The sequence below is a fragment of the Stenotrophomonas sp. GW821-FHT09E08 genome (assembly GCF_059416125.1).
Map to the genome: position 1 here is coordinate 29544 of NZ_JBWKOO010000016.1, position 19647 is coordinate 49190.

A 19647-nucleotide genomic window follows, 5' to 3' on the forward strand; every position below is an offset into this window, starting at 1 on the left:
GCCTCACTCCGAATCCACCTTGGCCAGCTTCATCACCCACGCCGGCACCACCGGTTCACCGGCGTAGAAGTCTCTCGGCTTCTTCTCGGCCATCGCCCAGCGGTGCAGCCAGCTCGGGCCATAGCGACCGCTGTAGCCCTCGGCGCCACGCGCGTAAGCAGGATCGCGCATCGCGTTCTCCAGCGAGATGAAGCGGTACCCGCGGCGCTTGGTCGCCGCCACCAGTTCGGCGAACGTGGCTGCATTGAGTTCGTTGGCATGCATCAGCCAGACCTGCGGCAGCGCATGGCCCAGCAGCGCCTGCGACTGCTTCTCGTAGTAGTCCAACTTGTTCAGCATGTAGGGCACATAGCCCTTGCGCAGCTGTGCCAGCGTCGCCTCGCGCTCGGGTGAGTCAGGCTGTTCGTTCATCACGTTGGCATAGGCGAACGACCAGACCCACTCGCCGTTGTCGACCGTCACCGGAGCCACGCGGTAGCCGTGCTCCTTGAAGAACACGTCCATCTCCGCCCGTTCTTCCGGCGTGCGCCCGGCACGTAGATAGGGATGGCGCATCCATTGCGGTTTCAGGCCGCGCTCGGCCAGCAACGGCCGCAGCACCGTCTCGCCACGCAGAAAATCCTGCTGGAACGCAGGTACGCCCTTGGCATTCAGATCCATGTGTGAGTACGTGTGGTTGCCCAGCGCGTAGCCGGCGTCCAGCCAGTCGCGCAGCATCTGCACCCGCGCCGGCTGCACCTGTCCGTCTACCTCCAGCTTGTTCTCGTTGACGAAGCCGACCACCGGCACGCCCGCCTGGCGAAGCTGTGCCATCAGCGCTTCATGCCGCGACTGCAGGTCCGGCGGAATGATCTCGTCCACCCGCGCCCAGGGCAGGTCGTCGATGGTCACCGCGATCCGGCGATCCACTTCGGCGGCGTGCACCGCCAACGAACACAACAGCAATGGCACAGTACGCAGCAACCAACGCATCAGCACATCCTTGCAGGAGCGAAGTGCTGACTTTAGCGCGATTGCGGGCGCGTGGTTGGTCACACACCCGCTATGGGCTGGGCGACGGCACCTGACGTTCGCGCACGATCGCCCGCCACAGCATGAATCCCGCAGCCATCGCCATCAGCATCAACGCGACCAGCACCAGGGCAAGGTCATCAGGGTTGCGCAGCAGCGGCGCATGCTCATGGGTGAGGATCTCGAACACCACCTGCTGCGCCTGCGCCAGCGGCAACCTGCCCTGCTCACCCAGCTCAACCATGCACGCCGCAGGAGACAGCGTCGCCACGCTGGTCCATGCCGTGTCGTACAGACGCAGCGCCCAACTGGCCAACGCCAGTATCACGCCATGCAGTGCCATCATTCCCCAGTTGGCCAGGCGCAGTCTCCCCGGCAGGCGCCCGAGCCGATAGAGACTGATCGACATCGCGCCCAGCATGGCCAGCACCACGCCGGCCAGCGGAATCCAATGCAACGGCTGCCAAGGCTCAAGCGCCAGCGAACGGGCCATCAACTGCTCCGCCACCTGCATGCGTGCCACCGGATCCGGGCCGCCGCAGGTTTCATCCACCGGCTCCAACAGCAGATCCACGCGGTAATGGAAGAAGCCGGCAGCCAGCGCCATCGACAGCAGCGCCACCACCTGCAGCACCATCAGGATCGGGCCGGGACCACAGATACGACAGAAGCGGGTAGCAGCAGAGACCATCGGTTCATCCGTGACAACAAAGGACCATCCTAACCAAGCGCCCTGTGCCTGTCGGCTGGCGGATACGACAACGAAACCCGCTCATCTGTTTCATCCTGCCGTCTCAGATCAGATAGCGCTCTTCGTGCGCCGATAAATGTCAGGAACGACCAGAAGCTCAGTGCACCCAATGAAATCAACGGGCCCGCAGCCCCCCCCTCCCCCCCTTATCGATAACCAACAGGCCCAGAACAACGAAACCAAAATAGACCAGAGGGAGCATCGCCAGCTCAACCCAGAGAAGAATCGGGTGGTTCCTGCTGGCGCCACGCTAGCGCAATGTAGGCAGGGAATTCCCCTGGAAGAATCGCCAGTTCATGACAAGATCCCTCATCATCGTTGTCGAATTACCTGCCTCTAGGCACGCTCGAACCAGATCCGCCGGGGAGAACGCACGTTGTATCGATGGTTGATATATGACTCCAGCCAGAACGCATCATCTACCTTTGAGCGATCCCACAGCTCCAGACACTCCTTTCGCCACTGACGAAGGTACGCGTATAGCGCCTGTACTACTTTCGCGCCGAGAACTACGCCACTGATCACCGCGACGACAGCTACGGGAAGCCCAGCATCCAACAACATCGCCACATCACTCATATGATCTCCCGGTACCGCTCACAATCCCTATGTGGCATCCTACTGCCCGAACGTGGCAGGGCTCGATTCGGACGCAGGACAAACTCGCGAATGAAGCGGCAATCATGACGCTGGTGAAGTCACTGCGCTCAATTTGCGGACCTCTGCCCGCCAGCGAGACTCACGTATCACGAATCCGGCTGGCGGGACATTGGAAGGCCAAGGCTGGCGTCCCCTTAGTCCTACTGATGGGCCAAAGCTACTCAGTCTTGGGGACGTCGGATCCTGTCAAAGATATCGGTACCCTGCACATCAACAAGATCCAAGCTCTTCACGTCGAAGTTCAGATAGGTCCGTGAGTGCTTCTCCTGCAGCGCGGGAGCCCCATAGAGGAATACCACGCAGGGCGCTTCGCTTTCCGCGAAGCGCTGAAGACGCCTGGCATGCAGGGATTTCATCTCCGATGCCGCCAAGACGCTGTTCCACACCATCGCAGAGGGACGCAAAGGTTCCGCCAGCATTTCGCCGGCAAGGGCCGTGACCGGTTCACAGAAAATGATCTTGAAGCCATCGTCTGTCTTCCGGATCCATGCCTTACTCCAGTACACGCGCGTGTTCCCAGAAAGGTAAGGGCGCTTCTCGAAGAAATTCTCGAACAGCTCCCGATAGGTCATTGGTTCCTGTGTACCTGCGCTGACAATCATCGTGTCATCCATGTTGTCCTGCCTGGCCTTGAGCCAGCGCGATACCAGCGCGGCGAGCGAGTAGAACTGGGTGCGACGGCTGCGCGTTCCGCTTGTTTCCCCGCTGCCGCTGCGGCCGCCGGCACCAAAGCCAGTCTCACTCGCTGTCCCCTGGCGAACATCGAAATGTCCCACAGGGCGCGTCAGAAGAAATCGGTCGGGCGCCGGCTGCCCCACTTCGCTGGGACGGCTTTCTCCGCTGCCTCCCCGGACCTCGAGCTCAGCGACGTGGGGGCAGCCCTCCATGTGCAGCTCGCTATCGTGCTGATTGCGGAAGTGGGGCACCTGCTTCAATTGAAGCTGCTCGGTATCCAAGTTCGCGCAGGTGTACTTTGCTGGACAGCCACTCTCGTGCTCGGGGCAAAGAAACGCGCGCTTGTCCGTAATCACGTCCGCCCAGTACAGCTCGTAGGCGCGCTCTGCGTTGATGGTGTCGTTGAATTCAATGCTGAAAGCTAGTTCCGTTGCCATTTTCATCTCGCTGGAGTACCGGCAACGGTATCGACCCGAACGTATAAGTCTTCATTAACTCCAGCCAAATGTGATGAGAATTATCGATCCAGTCACAAAGATAATGGGAATCACGTCACTCAACGTAGGAAGTTCAGCAGTGCCAGATTGAAGTGATCAGCATGGCTGGTGTTGCAGCCATGCGGCGCACCTTCCAGGATCACCACTTCGCTGCCGGCAATCGCCTGATGGGTACGTTCGCCAGAACCCTCGAACGGCACGATGGCATCGCTGTCGCCGTGCAGAATCAGGGTTGGTACCGTGATCTTCTTCAGGTCTTCGCGGAAGTCGGTGGTAGCAAACGCCTTCATGCACCCCAGCGCCGCCGTCTGATCGGACTGATGGCACAGCGCGATCGCCGCCTGACGCGTCTCTTCGGTCACCATCAACTGGCCATTGGCGCTGAAGAAGTCGCGGGTGAAGCCATCGAAGAAGGCCTCGCGATCCTTCTCCAGACCGCTGCGCATTTCATCGGCCTTTTCCTGGGTAAGCGGGCCCTCTGGGTTGTCATCACTGCGCAGCAGATACGGCGGCACAGCAGCAGCAAACACCACGCTGTGCAGTCGATCCTGCCCGTGATTGGCCACATAGCGCGCCACCTCACCGCCGCCCATCGAGAAGCCGACCAGGGTGACGTCACGCAGGTCACGCTCCTCGATCAACCCGGCCAGGTCCGCCGCCAGCGTGTCGTAGTCGTAGCCCTCGGCCGGCTTGTCGGAGCGGCCGAAGCCACGCCGGTCGTAGCTGATCACCCGGTGCCGGGCATCACGCAGGATCGACACCTGCGTCTTCCAGGCATCGGCGGACAGCGGCCAGCCGTGGATCAGGATGACCGGGCGGCCGTCACCACCGGTGTCTTCAACGTGCAGGCGAATGCGGGAAGCAGGCATGGCAGCTCCTGTGGAAGGGGAGACTTTCAGGTTATTGGCCGCCGCCTATCGCGACCGTGATGGAATCGTCGGTCGCCATGACATCGCCTGCACAGGCGACGCCGCCTCGGCCGGGCCGCCAATGCGGGCATTCGCTCCGCGGAAAGCCCGTTTCGTCGCAGGTCGGCTGCAACGGGCCAAAGTCCATGCGAGCCTGCGTGAACCACCCTTGGAGCTTCGTCATGCTGCTGCTCACCCTGCCCTTGCTGGCCGCCGGCCTCGCCGCCACAGCGCCGTCCACCGATGACCTGCGCGAACAGATCCGCCAGGCGGATACACAGTTGTTCGCAGTGGCGTTCGAGGCCTGCGATGCCGACAGGGCCGCCGCGATGACCACCGAAGACATGGAGTTCTTCCATGACAAGGACGGCAAGTCGGCCAGCAGCCGCGAGGACTTCCGCCGCAGCGTGGCCAACATGTGCAGCAATGCGCGCAAGGGCGGCTGGAGCCTGCGCCGTGAACTGGTGGAACCTTCGTTGCAAGTGTTCCCGCTGCACGACGAACGGGCGCTGGAGATCGGCGACCACCGCTTCCACGAGCGCGGCAAGGACGGCGTGGAGCGCTGGGTGGGCCAGGCCCGTTTCATCCAGGTCTGGCACCGCGTGGACGGGCGCTGGCTGGCCGAGCGGGTGATCAGCTACGACCACCATGCGGCGGACTGATTCGTCGGGCGCGCTTCACGGGCCGGATCTATACTGACCGGGCCCACCACGACCCACCGCTACCGTTCGATCGCCATGGCAGACATCACCCCCAATCACCCCGACTATGGCCTCAACCAGCAGGTCCGCCAAGGCGTGGCCGCGCTGGACGCCCAGCACGGCCGTCCGTTCGACCAGACCAGCGAACGCCTGACTGCCAGCCTGACCGTGCTCGCCCGCGAGCAGGGCCTGCAGCAGGTCGACCACGTGCTGGTCAGCAATGCGACGACCAACCAGCCGGCCGGGCACAACATCTTTGTGGTGCAGGGCGACCCGGCCAACCCCGCGCATCTGCGGGCGATGATGCCGACCGCTGTGGCGGCGCAGACGCCGGTGGAGCAGTCGATGCAGAAGCTGGGGATGGGTATGCCGCAGCAGGTCGAGGCTCAGGCGCAGGAGATGCAGAATCCCGCGCCGCGGATGGGGTAAGCAGGCGCGGAGGCTGTTTTGGCGCCCGGCTACTGAAACCGGAGGGTGTACAACCCCTCGCGCTTCAGGACGTCCTTCGCTTTACGCACGTATTCCATCACATCCAATTCGTAAGTCTGCAGGAACTGCTTTTCATTCCTCTCCGGAAGCAACCTTCTTGTCTGTGCCAGAAGGAATTCCTCGTGATCCTTCTTGATGTTCATGGAGGCCACCGCTCCATGCACCTTCAGCAGCTCCAGCACGCACACATGGAAAACCTGTGGCCTGCATTCTGAGATGAACTCCTCAATGGACATCTTCGGGTCGACGAAGTACGGCTTGAACCGTTTGAAGAGTCCCTTCCTTGCGCCGTCCTCCAGATTCTTGATGTAGGCATCCAGCGGAACGTCGATGTTGGAGAGGTCATGGATGTACTGGTTCCTGATCTCTGCAACGGCCTTGAACATCGATTTCTGTTCGCTGTCGATGATGTTCATCTTGCGCAGAAAGTTTATCCTCACTTCCTGCGGAAGATTGCTGATCACTTCGAGTATCAGCGGCTCCCGCAGGGCATCGACGACAGCCCGCGTGAAGACCGCCTCGACGAGCTGCGCCAGCTTCGAGATGAAGCTCCACGAGTCTTCCTCTTCGTAGAGTGCCACGGCGAATCCCTTCGGTATCGCCAACTCTTTGTTCAGCCTCTCAAATGCCAGCTCGACGAACGCGGTATACGTACTCATTGGATAAGCCTCCCCTGGAAGGCTGATGACGCTACATGTACTACCCCACCGCAACAAGCGACGCTCCTGCTTTTGCAACACTTCCTAGTCCAGCGTCATGCAATCCGCATCAATAGAAAAGGCCCGCTCCACGAACGACGGCCGAGGGCGCGGGCCCGTTCAATCCAGCGCGAACGTTACAGCTGAATCCGCGCCACGCTCTCGTCAGCGCCCTTGTCATCCTTCTCGCCGTTCTTGATGCTCACGAACAACACGTTGTTCTTCGCATCCAGCGCCAGGCTGTTCGGGTGGGTCGGCACGGTGTAGGTGGCCACCTTCTGGTAGCTGTCACTGTTGTACGAAGTCACCGTACCGGCTTCGCGGTTGGTCACGTACAGGCGCTTGCGCGGTGCATCCAGCAGGATGCCCAGCGGACCGGCATCAGTCGGGATGCTGGCCAGTTCCTTGCCGGTGCTGCGGTCGAGCACCAGCACGCGCTGGCCCGGATGCTTGCTGACCAGGCCGCTGCTCTTGGCCTGGTAGCCACGCAGGAATTCCGAGCCCTGGTCGGTCACGAACAGGCGCTTGCCGGCCGGGTCCAGCGCGATGTTCATCGGCTGCTCGGCGGCGATCTTGTGCTGCGCCACCACCTTGTTCGAATCGGTGCCCACCACTACCAGGTCGGCCAGCAGGTTGCTGGTGTAGACGCGCTTGTTGGCCGCATCCAGCGCCAGGCCCGGTGCCTTGGCATTGCCCAGGCCGTCGATGGTGTTGATCACCTTCAGCGTGTTCGTATCGATCACGAACAGCACGCTGCTCACGTCCGGCTGGCTGCTGTGGCCGGTCACGTACAGGCGGTTGGCCGCGCTGTCGACCACCAGCTCGCGCAGGTCGTGGGTGTAGGCAGCCTTGCCGTCCTTGCCGGTCTTCTTCTCCATCAGCTGGATGGTGCCGACGGCCTTGTTCTGCGCGGTGTCGACCACGGTCACCGACAGGTCCACGGTGTTGCCCACATACAGGCGGTCGTGGGCGTCATCCAGCACCACGCCGAACGCCTTGCGCTCCAGCGGGATGCGGGTTTCCACGGCCAGCGTGGTCGGGTTCAAGCGCAGCACCTGGGCCGGGCCGGCGTCATCGCCGAAGCCGCCAGAGGAGGCCACGAACACGGCGTTCTGCTTCGGGCTGTAGGCCAGCTCGTACAGGCCCTTGGCCACGGCCTGGCGCTGCACAGAGGCGGTGGCACTGGCGGCGGGTGCGTTGTCGGCGAACGCGGAGGGCACGCCGAGGCTGAGCGAAACGGCAACGGCCAGGGCGGCCGAGCGGAAAAGAGGATTACGGAACATGCGAGCGTCCTTGAATGGGCACGGGAGGGTGTCCTGGCTCGCTGGGCCGTTCTACGACGGCCCGACCTGCATCTGTCTGCGCGGGGTGGGCTGGCTGGGTAGCGGGGGAATGGTAGCAGGTGGGGGGCGTGGCGTGCGCCGGCGCGCGTATGGCAGGCGCGCGGATTACTGCTCTTTCAAGCGCAGCGAATCGGCCACATCGGTCTTGGCCGCCACTTCTGTAGCGATGCTGGCGCGGCGGTGCCCCGGGTCGTTGCGATCGCCCTGCACGATGAAGATGCTCTCGGCGGCATGGCTGCTTTGGGTCGGCTGGCTGAGCAGCACGTGGTCCACGCGCGAGAGATTGTTCTGCTTGGCCAGCACCAGCAGGCTGGCGCTGATGCGCTGGCTGGCGGCATCGAACGGGCGGCCATGCGCGGCGTCCAGCTCGGCCACTTTCTGGATCAACTGCGCGAACAGGCGATGGTCCGGATGCGAAGGGTCCAGCAGCGTGCCGGCCACCTCAATCGGCGTCGGTGGCGGCTCATCGCTGGCACGGTCGCCCTGGCGATGATGTTCGGCCTCGCGCTCGGGCATCGCATGGTGGGTTTCGGCATTCAGATCGCTGCCCGGGAACGGCGCGGCAATGCACTGGATTTCCGGCAGGTTGAACAGCACCGCGAACTCGCCCAGGTTGCTGCCGCCGTCCAGCGGCGCCGGCAGCGGATGCAGGCCGGCGTAGTGCAGCGCCGCCCAGACGAAATCGCTGCAGCGGTTGATGGTGGCCGGGCGATCCACGTCGAATTCGAACTCAGCTGGCTCCTCGGCGAAGTCACGCAGGCAGCCGTAATGCTCCTCAGTGATTTCCAGGGTGCGGCTGTAGTACGGGTCCAGATGCTCGTCGGCATCGTCGTGGCGCACCTGCGCGTACTGCACGCCGGTGTGGGTTTCGCCCGGCGACTGACGCGGCGGTGCGAAGCCGTAGCTGTGGGCCTCGTCGCCTGCTGCTACCTGCAGGTACATGTGGCCGCGCGGCGAGATGCCCCCGCTCTTCAGTGGTGTGCCGGGGGCGGCCAGGTACAGCGTTGCCGTGTAGCGTGTTTCCTGCTCCATGCCTGTTCAGCCTTGATGGGTGCTGCGGTCCTGGGCGGATGATGGCATAGGTGGGATGGGAGGCAGGTGGAGATGAAAGCAGTTTCGAGGCCGAGGCGCTCGAAACTGTGATCTGCCGTGCAATCGCTGGAAGTCAGCCCATCTGCAGCGGCGCCCGGGTTTGCTCCAGAGCCGGCTCCTGCGGCGCCAACGAGGCTCGTTCCTGCTGGGCCTGCGAAATCTGCTCGACCTTGGCGAATGACTGCTCCACCGGCGTTCGCGCAGCCTCCTCCGCCGTCATCGAAGCTCGCACATGGGCGGGATCGTTAAGCTCCCCCTGCACGACGAACAGTCGCTGCGCCGAGCCATCGCTTGGAGCATTGCCCAATACCACATGATCGACATGCTCCAGCCCGCTCTCCTTGGCCGTAGCCAACAACCCCGCTGAGATCCGCTCGCTGGTCCCATCGTAGGAACGGCCATGTACCTCATCGATGCCCGCCACTCCCCTGCGGATGGAATCGAGCATATCTCGATCGCCGCGCGGCAGTTGCTCATCGCTGATGATTCGCTGCATCAGCGTTCTCTCCGGCATTTTGTTGTAGTGCTCGGTATTCAGCGCGCTATCTGGGAAGGGCGCGCGGATGCTGCGGATGTGCTCCACATTGCTGAGCGGTTTCAGGCCACCTTCGAAGCTCTTGTCTTGCATGAAGAGAAGGTTGGTTCGATGAAGCCCAGCGTGATTCAGTGCGCCCCACGTGTAGTCGATACAGCTGTTCTCTACACCGTGATACTCGGTATTGAATCCATGCTCGCCGGGCTTTGCGCCGAATTCCACCAGCTTGTCGTACTGCTGCTTGCTGATCTCCATCGTCCGCGTGTAGTACGGGTCTTTGTACTGCTCGGCGTCATTGTTGTAGACCATTCCGGGCCCAGTGACGACGCCATGCTCGATGGGTGCAAAGCCAAAACTCACCTCGTCCTTGCCATGCGCCACTTTGTAGTAGACGTGGCCGGCGCTGGATGTCCCTCCCGCCAGCAGCGGCGTGCCGGGAGCGGCAACGAAGATTGTGACTGTGTACTTGTCGTCCATGACGCACTCCTACTTCGACTTGTTTACGTAGGCCACCAGCAACTCGGCTTGTACGGCCGCCAACCGATCATCAGGCTTCAGTATCTGCATACTCAGCCTGTAGTGGCCAGGCTGCAGTTCCTGAGCCCAAGCGAGGGCCAGTTGTGTGTGGTGGCTGTCGGGCGCCTCCAATCCTGCTGACTGCAGAGACTGATGATCGACGTCATCCAACCACCCGCCTGCCACCCGGCCCGTGGGTCCGATGGGCTCAATCCGCGCGGGCGTTCCTGCCACCGACGCCACCCTCACCAACGGAACAGGAATGCGCTGCTGGGCCTCAAGCCGCTCCAGTTTCACCTCGGCGGGCAGGCCCGTACTGCGGACCTCACGGCCCGCATTCAGTGATTGCAGCCCGTCTTCTCCACTCACCCGAATTCCAAGAAACAAGGTTTGCGAGGAGCTTTCCCCTGGGGACGGTAGGGTGAACTCGACCACCATGGGTGTGGTCATCGCTACCAGCGGCAGCGGCCTGACGAAGGGCACCAGGGTCCCGTTCTCTACCGGGGCGCGCGGCCCGGGTACCGCCTCGGAGCTGGCTCGGCAGCCACCCAGCAGGGAACCTGACAGTACCAAGGCCAGGCAGACCAACCATCTTCCTTGTCGAAACATCGCTTTTCCTCTTCCAAGGCTCATCGAAGCCGTTGAAGGCGCCTTCGCCCGTACTTATACACCCCGGCCGCAGATGATTCTGCGACGAAGTTCGCTGCGTCGCGGCTCCTGCGACTGGGAGTGATCAAAGTCGACCACGCGCAATGGTGCGCTTACGTACACGCATAGGGGGTAGTAAATGGACCGCTACTTTGTGAACAGAACGCCGCAGGCCAATGGAGACCATGAGGTGCATAAACAGGGATGCTATTGGCTTGCTCGCGCACAGTCCACGCAGGACCTCGGCTTGCACACCAGCTGCAGGACGGCCGTGGCTGAAGCCCAGAGGTGGTACCGGCAGTCGAATGGCTGTGCCACTTGCGCTGCAGCTTGCCATACGAGTTGATCAACGGCCGAAAGCGAAGCGGATGCGGCCCCGCCAAAGTTGGGCGGGGCCGCACCGTCACAGTCGCTGAGACAGCCCTAAGCCATCTTCTCTTCCCCCACTGGAGGATGACCATGACCAAGATCGACCCCACATGGCTGGAAGCCTTCGACAAGGAGCTCCTCCACCTGTTCGCCATCGACCACCGCGATGCCGGCATGGATGAGTACCTGCTGGGCTGCTACGCAGACCTTCCGCCACGCGAGGCGGCGCTGGCGTTCGGCAGCGACTATGACCTGGAGCGCGACGATTCGCTGTGGTCACGGCCGGGCGCGCCTATGTGATCCGCGCAGAAATCCCGCACGCCGGCATTCAAGGCAGGCGATGCCAGGGGATGACCGCTATGCTGGCAGCGCACCGGAATGGAAACCACGTATGACCCGTTTGAACACCGCCCTGGCACTGAACCTCGCTCTGATGCTGCTGGGCGCTACACCTGCCATGGCCATGGCGGCAGACCCGCAGGTTTCCACTGAAGTGTTTGTAGAGGCCGGTGACAATCCCTCCTTCAAGCTGCAGCAGGCACCTGCCATTGAGTATTCAACGGCCCCTGCCACGCCGCCCGATACCTTTCTGCAGGCTCCCATGGCGGTGCTGCTGGTTGCTCAACTGGATGAGCTTGGCCACGTTTCCAACGTGATGGTGGCGCGGTCCAGCGGACTGCGGGAGTTTGATCGTGCGGCCCTTACCGCAGTGGACCAATGGCGCTTTGATCCGGTCGTGGTTGAGGGTGTCGCGCGGTATGCACGGGTACGGGTCCGCCTGACCTTCGTGCCCACGGCCGAGGCGCCGCCCGGCTGAACCACTGGTCCAATCTGTCGCGATTGACCCTAGGCCATCGCGCTGGCTGCGGGCGCTCATGCGCTTGAGGCCAACAGCGCCAAGCCCTTCAAGAGCGTTGCGGCGCAATCGCTTGCCGGCTTAACACCGTGTGCGACAATGCCGAAAGCGTCAGGACTGGCGATCATCAGTCCTGTGGCTTCTTGGCATTTGGTTGCTGCACGGGTATCTCTTGGCGTGCCACCGGAAAAGGGTGGCGCGGGGTTCGAAAGCCCGCTCAGTAACCTTGTGTTTTGCGCTTGTCAGCCGGCGTCACCTTGTGTGACGCCGGCTGGCAATCCGTTCGCGTTCCATGGCGGGCGGTGCGTGGGGGTCTTCGGACCCACCGGCATGGTTACTGTCCGGCTTTCGAACCACGCATCGTCCGCCGCCTTTATCTGGTGGCGCTGCTATCTGTCCTGTACGGAGCATTGCCATGACCACATCGGACTTCCGTTCCCTGCACGCGCAGTACGATCCGGACAACGCCGACGCCGAGCGCGAACCGTCCCCCGATCCCAACACCTTCGTCGCCACGCTGCGCCGCATTGGCAGCGGTGTGGCTGCGGACGGCCAGCCTTGGCCAGAGCGGCATCAACTGCCTGGGCGGTGTCTTCAGCTTGCAGATGCGGATTGCGCGCTGGCGGGGCTGCGCGTGGTCGCGGAGCTGATGCTGGCTGCGGAGCGGACTCGGCAGAATGGCGCGCCCGAGGAGTACCTGGGGGATCGGGTGATGGAGGGGCTGAAGATGGCGTGTGTTGCGTTGACTGCGCAGGCTATTGAGCGGTTGCAGGTTCGGGAATAGAGCGTGCTTCGCTACGCACATCGAATGCAATGCGCCGGATCGTATGCACGGCCCTAAGCATTCGCCGCTGTCTGAGCCCTTTAGCCTCCAACACTGGCCTCACTATGCCGAGCCGGACGTTACTTGCCCTGACGGCGGCAGCGCTACTGGGATTGATCATTGGCAGGGCCCATGCGCCGGCCAACACGATGAATTTTGAGGTCTACCCAAGACTCACCGACTCGGAGTTTGCCCTGTTTCGGGCCGACGCCGAGAGCTTTGCCGAAGAGTTGGCTTGCCAAGGCATCACCATCGGAAAGCATGATTTCGGTAGACGCTTCTTTGATATGAGCGTACGTGGCGATGCCATATTGTTCGTGGACAACTCTGGGCCAAGTCTTCTGATAGTCACCATATCCACGGTTGCAAGCGATGCAATACAGCTACAGCGCTGGAAATATGGATGGGGCTCACCCGAGGAACGTAGAAGGAACTTGAGCCCACCTGAGAACGTCTGCCCCAGACCTGCGTCCCAATAGACCCCATCTGCACCCTGTCCTAGTAGCCAAACCCGTCAACCAATGACACAAAGAACCTGGTTCTGGCTAGAATCCTGGGCACTTAGCTACTGGGACAGGGATCTAGGATGGAACTCCCATTCGAGGTGGGCGCGCTCTACAACCGCCAAAAGCAGATCCACGGTGTATTTGGCGGGCAACAGCAAGGCGGCATTTCGACACCCAAGGAGTATCCGCTAGTCATCGCGTTCACTGGCGAGGCCGGCGTACCTCATGGCTACCGTGATTTCTGGGACGACGACGAAGTTTTTCATTACTTCGGCGAGGGTCAAGTGGGGGACATGAAGTACGTGGCGGGCAACCGAGCGATCGGTGAGCACGTCAAGGATGGCAAGACGCTGGTGGTATTTCAGATGATGGGCAAGGGGCGTCCCTATCGGTACCTCGGTAGGTTCATGTGCCAGTCCTCCTACGTTCAGCCTGGCACGCCAGATCGAGAAGGGCAGCCACGATCTGCGATCGTGTTCCGCTTGAAATCACTGGAATCCTCACTGGGCCTCGCAGCAGGTGGGACGGACCGAGCTGAGATCGATGCCGCTGTCGATGACGTTGCCGCCACCAGCACAAGACGCGAAACCGAAGTGCGGACGAAGCAACGCCTGTTCCGTGAGCGCCTGATTGGCGTTGAGAAGGGCTGTCGACTGACCGGCATTGAGGATCTGAGATTCCTTCGCGCGAGCCATATCAAACCATGGGCAAACAGTACTGACAGCGAGCGCGTTGATGGCGAGAACGGGCTTCTGCTGGCTCCGCACGCGGATCTGCTGTTTGATCGGGGGTGGATTAGCTTTTCGTCGAGCGGTCGCCTACTAGTTTCGAACGCCCTACCTACCGACGTACAAGCTCGTTTAGGTCTGAACTTAGACGCATCACTTCGATATGGAGTCTTCTCCCCAAAGCAGATTGGCTTCTTGGAGTTTCACCAAGATACTGTTTTTGATAGACACCATCCCATACCGCAGGATTTTTAAGGTCAGGTCAGGCCTTGCTGGATCGAACGCGTCAGCTCTCTTCCTTTCCTAGCAGGGATGCCAACTTTTTTCAGGAGTGAATCCTCAACATCGCCGCGCTATACGCTTGCCGCAGGATCTTCAGTTGCCGCTCGTTGCTGGCACACGCCTTCCGGCTTGAAACGCAAGACACTCTCCATGGCACGCTTGCCATCCCCGACCCCGCTCTCGTTTTCGACCGGGGTCAACTCAAATTGTAGCTGGTTGTTGCCACCGTCATCTTGCCCTGGATGGTCTTGAGGTACGGCGCCGAACTGCGCGATCGGTCCAGCGCTTGATATCTTCTTCCAACACTTCGCCCATCGTTGTTCCCTTCGGGAAAAGCAACACCTGAACAGGTCTTCAGTGACTCACTATTGAGCAACAAATTGCTTCGCTCGTCTTATCCTACACATCGCGTTTTATGTCGGTCACGCCTGACACCCGCACGTATATCTCAAGGATACATCGGCGTTAGATACTAAACGGAAGATGCGAATTATTGATCGAATTCGTCATTCCGAAAGGCGAGGCAGTACTAGTGCTTATCCTGCCCCGCCTAAGTTCGCAACGCGCGCTAGAACATCTCAGCGTTCTGATTGATAGCTTGCGGGATGCCAACCTTCGAAATAGCCGCCTCGACGTCAACCTCGACCATCCTGGACCGAAGCTTAACTTCGGTGCGTGCATCCGAAGGCAAACTGAAGTCAACGTCTCGCCATTTCAAACCATCGCGTATAGGACGAAGCTGGGGTGGATCATTAAAGTAGCGCTCAATTGCAGACTTCATATTCACACTCGAATCAAAGAATGTCTCAACGCTCGCCACTTCTCGTCTACCATCTGCGAAATCAACCACCCCTTGCTCGAGCTTGTTATTAAAGAACACAGATAGCATAGGCATGTCTGCAATCATCACCCCATCAACTATTTTGCCAACGTGAATTGGGCAACTCATTATCACAACGGGCACTACACTGAATTCACCTTCAAAAACAACACCATGTTTCCGAAGCAACGCCTCAAACTCCGTCCTGTTGGAGTTAACACACTCCACCTTTCTATTAATCTGAGTTACGGCACCATTAATGACATCCATGTGACGAGCCCACATCTTGTCATCCGTAGGGCGTAGAGTACATTTAGCCTCTCCCAGCAAGAGCATGTCACCTGCCCGAATAACAACATCTATCTGCTCTGATCGCCCAGACTCGGGAGAGAACTTTATACCACCCTCCAGGCATTTAAAGTTGCTAGATATAATATTACTTACATCACCATCAGAGAATGAACTGTAAATATATTTCTCGAACATTGGACCTCTTACCGTAAGATCCTGGCCCAACTGCTGAAGCCACTTATCTACATTTCTTGAAATATTAGCGTCGACCAGACAAGCGATAACTGGGGCAACCGAATCATCGGAGACCCTCACGAATGGTTGCGTCCAGAGTTCCGAGTTGCTCTCGGGATCAAAGGTAAAGAAATCAATGACGCCGCGAGCGACTACTGGGCTTAAATCCAAGCTCCGCTGAATAAGACTTACCAACGCCGAAATGCTTAGAGGGCGAAGATACTGGATAACGTCAAGCGAACTATCATCTGGAGTCGCGTCCCCATTGACAAAACGCTCTTCCAGCTTACTCATTTCTTTCTTCATCACCTTACCAAGCCCCCCCAGGATCCGCCACGATTCCACAAGGACTTCTAGTGTGACTCCGCTTTGACGCTCCCATTCAATTGCCCTCACGTCTTGATAATAGACGGGAAGCTGAACATAGAACGTAGTTAAATCAGCTCTATCATCGAGAGATTCGTAGTCAACCCTCCCAATATCAATAACCTTTCTTTTCCCATCTTTGCGCAATCCAATGACTTTATTTATTCTTCTCTTAAATATTTCCGTATTATTTGCTGATCGCTGCGCGAATCCTATAGCAGCACTAACCTCTTGAAGCCTAAGATAGCCCTCCCTATACGTTGACTCTGCCTGCCAGTCAATCAGATCAACATCATTGGGGAGGAACTTTGAGAGTCCAACCCCATCATTTATCACGCCATAATTTCGCCAGACGACCTTATCCCAAAGATCCTCTACAAATCCATAAGCGATCCCAATATTTATGGCTATAATCAGATCTTTCTCATCAACCTTTCCATTTACCCCACAACTGGAATTCTCTTCAATTAGAGAAAGAGGGATTTGGCAAGAATCCACAACAGATTGAATTATCTCGTCGGGCGAAAACCTCCCGAAATCCAGATCAACTTTGAGCTCAACGAATGCATTGACTGGAACCAAAGATCCTGAAGGCTTGCCCTGCCCCATTACTTTATTGGCATGAAGCCCTGCCAAAATGGTCTCGCGATTACACGCGGAAACGATTGCTCTGCATCTTTCATACTTCGATGCGGGGTAATCCGCACCCACCATCACTACTAGCTTTCGAATATTCGATAACTGATCCGCTATCCAAAGAGCAGTCTGAGCCAGACTTTTGTCCTCGCGACTGGAAGAGGAACTCGCCCACTCCTCCCAAATTTTGCGCTTGAACTTCCTTCGTGTTGGCTCCACGTGCTTTTCTTTTCTAATTTCATCCAAAAGACTCACAAGCATCTCCTTTTGTTTGCACAACTAAGCTTATCCGCACAGTTCGAATCAGACTTATCCGCTCTTGCGACCTTCTAAAATGACACAGCTCGACGGACAAAAAAAGGCGGCCAATGGCCGCCTTTTTTCGTCAATTAATTGACTACATCAAACCCCAACAGGATTAGCCTTCTCCGGATCAATCTTGTACTGCTTGATCGCCCGGGCCACGTCCTTCGCGGTCATCTTCCCTTCCTTCGCCAGCGCCGCAATCGCGGCATGCGCGATGTAGTACCGGTCAACTTCAAAGAAACGACGCAGGTTAGCCCGCGTATCCGAACGGCCAAACCCATCCGTACCCAGCACCGTGTAGCTCATCGGCACGAACGCGCGGATCTGGTCCGCATACGCACGCACGTAGTCGGTGGCGGCAATCGCCGGGCCCTGACGGCCTTCCAGCAGCTCGGTCACGTAGGCCTTGCGCTGCTCACCTTCCGGATGCAGGCGGTTGGCACGTTCCACGTCGAAACCATCGCGACGCAGTTCGTTGAAGCTCGGGCAGCTCCAGATATCGGCGGTCACGCCGAAGTCCTTATCCAGCAGCTCGGCAGCAGCAATGGCTTCGCGCAGGATGGTGCCCGAACCCAGCAGCTGCACGCGCAGCTCGCCCTTCTTCGGCTTGCCGGCGTCGGTCAGCAGGTACATGCCCTTGACGATGCCTTCGGCCGCGCCTTCCGGCATTTCCGGGTGGGTGTAGTTCTCGTTCATCAGGGTGACGTAGTAATACTCGTCCACCTGGTCTTCCATCATGCGCTTGGTGCCGTGCTGCAGAACCACCGTCACTTCGAAGCCGAAGGTCGGGTCGTAGCTGCGCACGTTCGGGATGCCACCGGCCACCAGATGGCTGAAGCCATCTTCGTGCTGCAGGCCTTCACCGTTCAGCGTGGTGCGGCCGGCGGTGCCACCCAGCAGGAAGCCGCGGGTACGCATGTCGGCGGCCTGCCAGGCGATGTCGCCCACGCGCTGGAAGCCGAACATCGAGTAGTAGATGTAGAACGGCAGCATCGGCACGTTGCTGACCGAGTAGCTCGTACCGGCGGCCATCCACGAGCTGATCGCACCCGGCTCGCTGATGCCCTGCTGCAGCACCTGGCCGCTCTGGTCTTCGCGGTAGAACATCAGCTGGTCGGCATCGACCGGCTTGTACTTCTGGCCGAACGGCGCGTAGATGCCGATCTGGCGGAACAGGCCTTCCATGCCGAAGGTACGGGCTTCGTCGGCCACGATCGGCACGATGTGCGGGCCCAGTTCCTTGTCGCGCAGGGTGATGTTCAGGCTCTGCACGAAGGCCATGGTGGTGGAGTAGCTGCGCTCGCCGCTGCTCTTCAGCAGGCGCTCGTAGCTTTCCAGCTTCGGTGCATTGAAGCTCTTTTCGGCCTTGCGGCGGCGCTGCGGCAGGTAACCACCCAGCGATGCACGGCGTTCCTGCAGGTACTGCACTTCTGGCGAATCCGGGCCCGGGTGGTAGAACGGCACCTGGCCGTCGGCCAGCTGCGCGTCGGTCACCGGAATGTTGAAGCGGTCGCGGAAGTGGCGCACCGCTTCGTCGTCCAGCTTCTTGGTCTGGTGGGTCGGGTTCAGCGCTTCACCGGCGCTGCCCATGCCGTAACCCTTCACGGTCTTGGCCAGGATGACGGTCGGCATGCCCTTGGTGTTCACGGCCTGGTGGTAGGCGGCGTACACCTTGTGCGGGTCGTGGCCACCACGGTTCAGGCGCCAGATGTCGTCGTCGCTCAGGCCGGCGACCATCGCAGCGGTTTCCGGGTACTTGCCGAAGAAATGCTCGCGGGTATACGCGCCGCCGAAGGCCTTGCAGTTCTGGTATTCGCCGTCGACGGTTTCCATCATCAGCTTCTTCAGGACGCCGTCGCTGTCCTTGGCCAGCAGGGCATCCCAGTAACCGCCCCACAGCAGCTTGATCACGTTCCAGCCGCCGCCACGGAACACGCCTTCCAGTTCCTGGATGATCTTGCCGTTGCCGCGCACCGGGCCGTCCAGGCGCTGCAGGTTGCAGTTCACCACGAAGATCAGGTTGTCCAGGCCTTCACGGCCGGCCAGTGCGATGGCGCCCAGGGTTTCCGGTTCGTCGCTCTCGCCGTCGCCGATGAAACACCACACCTTGCGGTCGGACTTCTCGATCAGGCCACGGTTTTCCAGGTAGCGCATGAACTGCGCCTGGTAGATGGCGGCCAGCGGGCCCAGGCCCATCGACACGGTCGGGGTCTGCCAGTATTCCGGCATCAGCCACGGGTGCGGGTACGAGGACAGGCCACCGCCGTCCACTTCCATGCGGAACTTGTCCAGCTGCTCTTCGCTGATGCGGCCTTCCAGGAAGGAACGCGCGTAGATGCCCGGGGCGCTGTGGCCCTGGATGAACAGCAGGTCGCCCGGGTGGTTTTCGCTCGGGGCGCGCCAGAAGTGGTTGAAGCCCACGTCGTACAGGGTGGCGCCGGAGGCGAACGAGGCGATGTGGCCGCCCAGGTCACCCGGCTTGCGGTTGGCGCGGACCACGGTGGCCATCGCGTTCCAGCGGATGATCGAACGGATGCGCCATTCCAGCTCGGCATTGCCCGGGCTCTTGGCCTCGAGCTGCGGCTCGATGGTGTTGACGTACTCGGTGGTGGGAGAGAACGGCAGGTAGGCACCCGAACGACGGGTCAGTTCCACCATGCCTTCCAGCAGCTGATGCGCGCGCTCGGAGCCCTCGACATCAATAACGGCCTTCAACGACTCGATCCACTCCTGGGTTTCCACAGGATTCGGGTCGTTGTTCAGCACCTCGTTCAACCAGTTCATTAGCGCTCCCATAACCGCACGCACGCGCGCGACTGTTGTATAGATTTCTAGACCGCAAAGTGTAGCGCACCAAGGGCTTTCGTCACTTGGCTACGCAGGCGTATGGATGCAACCGGCCAGTG

At 60.1% G+C, this 19647-nt stretch carries 17 protein-coding genes; 6 read left to right on the top strand and 11 right to left on the bottom strand.

Annotated features, from left to right (window positions below; all coding sequences use genetic code 11):
- Window positions 1-3 precede the first annotated feature (3 nt).
- The 4 genes from AC07M7_RS17460 to AC07M7_RS17475 form a co-directional block, all read right to left on the bottom strand.
- Window positions 4-972, bottom strand: a complete 969-nt coding sequence (locus AC07M7_RS17460) for a polysaccharide deacetylase family protein (RefSeq protein WP_495207926.1) — start codon at window positions 970-972, stop codon at window positions 4-6.
- A 70-nt stretch (window positions 973-1042) separates the two neighbouring features.
- Window positions 1043-1702: a hypothetical protein gene (locus AC07M7_RS17465; protein WP_495207927.1), complete on the bottom strand. Its 660-nt coding sequence runs from the start codon at window positions 1700-1702 to the stop codon at window positions 1043-1045.
- 881 nt (window positions 1703-2583) lie between these two features.
- The gene (locus tag AC07M7_RS17470) at window positions 2584-3534 is read right to left on the bottom strand and encodes a hypothetical protein (protein ID WP_495207928.1); all 951 of its coding nucleotides are present in this window, start codon (window positions 3532-3534) and stop codon (window positions 2584-2586) included.
- A gap of 119 nt (window positions 3535-3653) precedes the next feature.
- On the bottom strand, window positions 3654-4463 hold the full coding sequence (locus AC07M7_RS17475; protein WP_495207929.1) for an alpha/beta fold hydrolase: 810 nt from the start codon (window positions 4461-4463) through the stop codon (window positions 3654-3656).
- A gap of 221 nt (window positions 4464-4684) precedes the next feature.
- Here AC07M7_RS17475 and AC07M7_RS17480 point away from each other — a divergent pair, with 221 nt between their 5' ends.
- Both AC07M7_RS17480 and AC07M7_RS17485 read left to right on the top strand, forming a co-directional pair.
- Complete coding sequence (locus tag AC07M7_RS17480; RefSeq protein WP_495207930.1) at window positions 4685-5164, top strand: nuclear transport factor 2 family protein; 480 nt, start codon at window positions 4685-4687, stop codon at window positions 5162-5164.
- A 75-nt stretch (window positions 5165-5239) separates the two neighbouring features.
- Entirely contained in the window at window positions 5240-5632 is a 393-nt protein-coding gene (locus tag AC07M7_RS17485; RefSeq protein ID WP_495207931.1) for an XVIPCD domain-containing protein, read from the top strand.
- A gap of 29 nt (window positions 5633-5661) precedes the next feature.
- Here the strand turns inward: AC07M7_RS17485 and AC07M7_RS17490 are convergent, their stop codons facing one another.
- From AC07M7_RS17490 to AC07M7_RS17510, 5 genes are all read right to left on the bottom strand, one after another.
- Window positions 5662-6351, bottom strand: a complete 690-nt coding sequence (locus tag AC07M7_RS17490) for a hypothetical protein (protein WP_495207932.1) — start codon at window positions 6349-6351, stop codon at window positions 5662-5664.
- 176 nt (window positions 6352-6527) lie between these two features.
- Window positions 6528-7673, bottom strand: a complete 1146-nt coding sequence (locus tag AC07M7_RS17495) for a YncE family protein (protein ID WP_495207933.1) — start codon at window positions 7671-7673, stop codon at window positions 6528-6530.
- A 165-nt stretch (window positions 7674-7838) separates the two neighbouring features.
- Entirely contained in the window at window positions 7839-8765 is a 927-nt protein-coding gene (locus AC07M7_RS17500) for an XVIPCD domain-containing protein (protein WP_495207934.1), read from the bottom strand.
- A 133-nt stretch (window positions 8766-8898) separates the two neighbouring features.
- Window positions 8899-9837, bottom strand: coding sequence for an XVIPCD domain-containing protein (locus AC07M7_RS17505; RefSeq protein WP_495207935.1), 939 nt, complete (start codon window positions 9835-9837; stop codon window positions 8899-8901).
- Between the two features lie 9 nt (window positions 9838-9846).
- Entirely contained in the window at window positions 9847-10314 is a 468-nt protein-coding gene (locus tag AC07M7_RS17510) for a hypothetical protein (protein WP_495207936.1), read from the bottom strand.
- A 669-nt stretch (window positions 10315-10983) separates the two neighbouring features.
- On the opposite strand from AC07M7_RS17510, the gene AC07M7_RS17515 reads away from it, so the two are divergent.
- From AC07M7_RS17515 to AC07M7_RS17530, 4 genes are all read left to right on the top strand, one after another.
- Complete coding sequence (locus AC07M7_RS17515) at window positions 10984-11193, top strand: hypothetical protein (RefSeq protein WP_495207937.1); 210 nt, start codon at window positions 10984-10986, stop codon at window positions 11191-11193.
- A 91-nt stretch (window positions 11194-11284) separates the two neighbouring features.
- Complete coding sequence (locus AC07M7_RS17520) at window positions 11285-11710, top strand: energy transducer TonB (RefSeq protein WP_495207938.1); 426 nt, start codon at window positions 11285-11287, stop codon at window positions 11708-11710.
- A 454-nt stretch (window positions 11711-12164) separates the two neighbouring features.
- Window positions 12165-12533 carry a hypothetical protein gene (locus tag AC07M7_RS17525; protein WP_495207939.1) on the top strand — a complete coding sequence of 123 codons (369 nt, stop codon included), beginning with the start codon at window positions 12165-12167 and terminating at the stop codon, window positions 12531-12533.
- Between the two features lie 625 nt (window positions 12534-13158).
- Window positions 13159-14061, top strand: coding sequence for an HNH endonuclease (locus AC07M7_RS17530; RefSeq protein WP_495207940.1), 903 nt, complete (start codon window positions 13159-13161; stop codon window positions 14059-14061).
- A 595-nt stretch (window positions 14062-14656) separates the two neighbouring features.
- Here AC07M7_RS17530 and AC07M7_RS17535 read toward each other — a convergent pair.
- A complete protein-coding gene (locus AC07M7_RS17535) occupies window positions 14657-16690 on the bottom strand; it encodes a hypothetical protein (RefSeq protein ID WP_495207941.1) in 2034 nt (677 codons plus the stop codon).
- 147 nt (window positions 16691-16837) lie between these two features.
- Window positions 16838-19525, bottom strand: a complete 2688-nt coding sequence (gene aceE / locus AC07M7_RS17540) for a pyruvate dehydrogenase (acetyl-transferring), homodimeric type (protein ID WP_495207942.1) — start codon at window positions 19523-19525, stop codon at window positions 16838-16840.
- Between the last annotated feature and the right edge of the window lie 122 nt (window positions 19526-19647).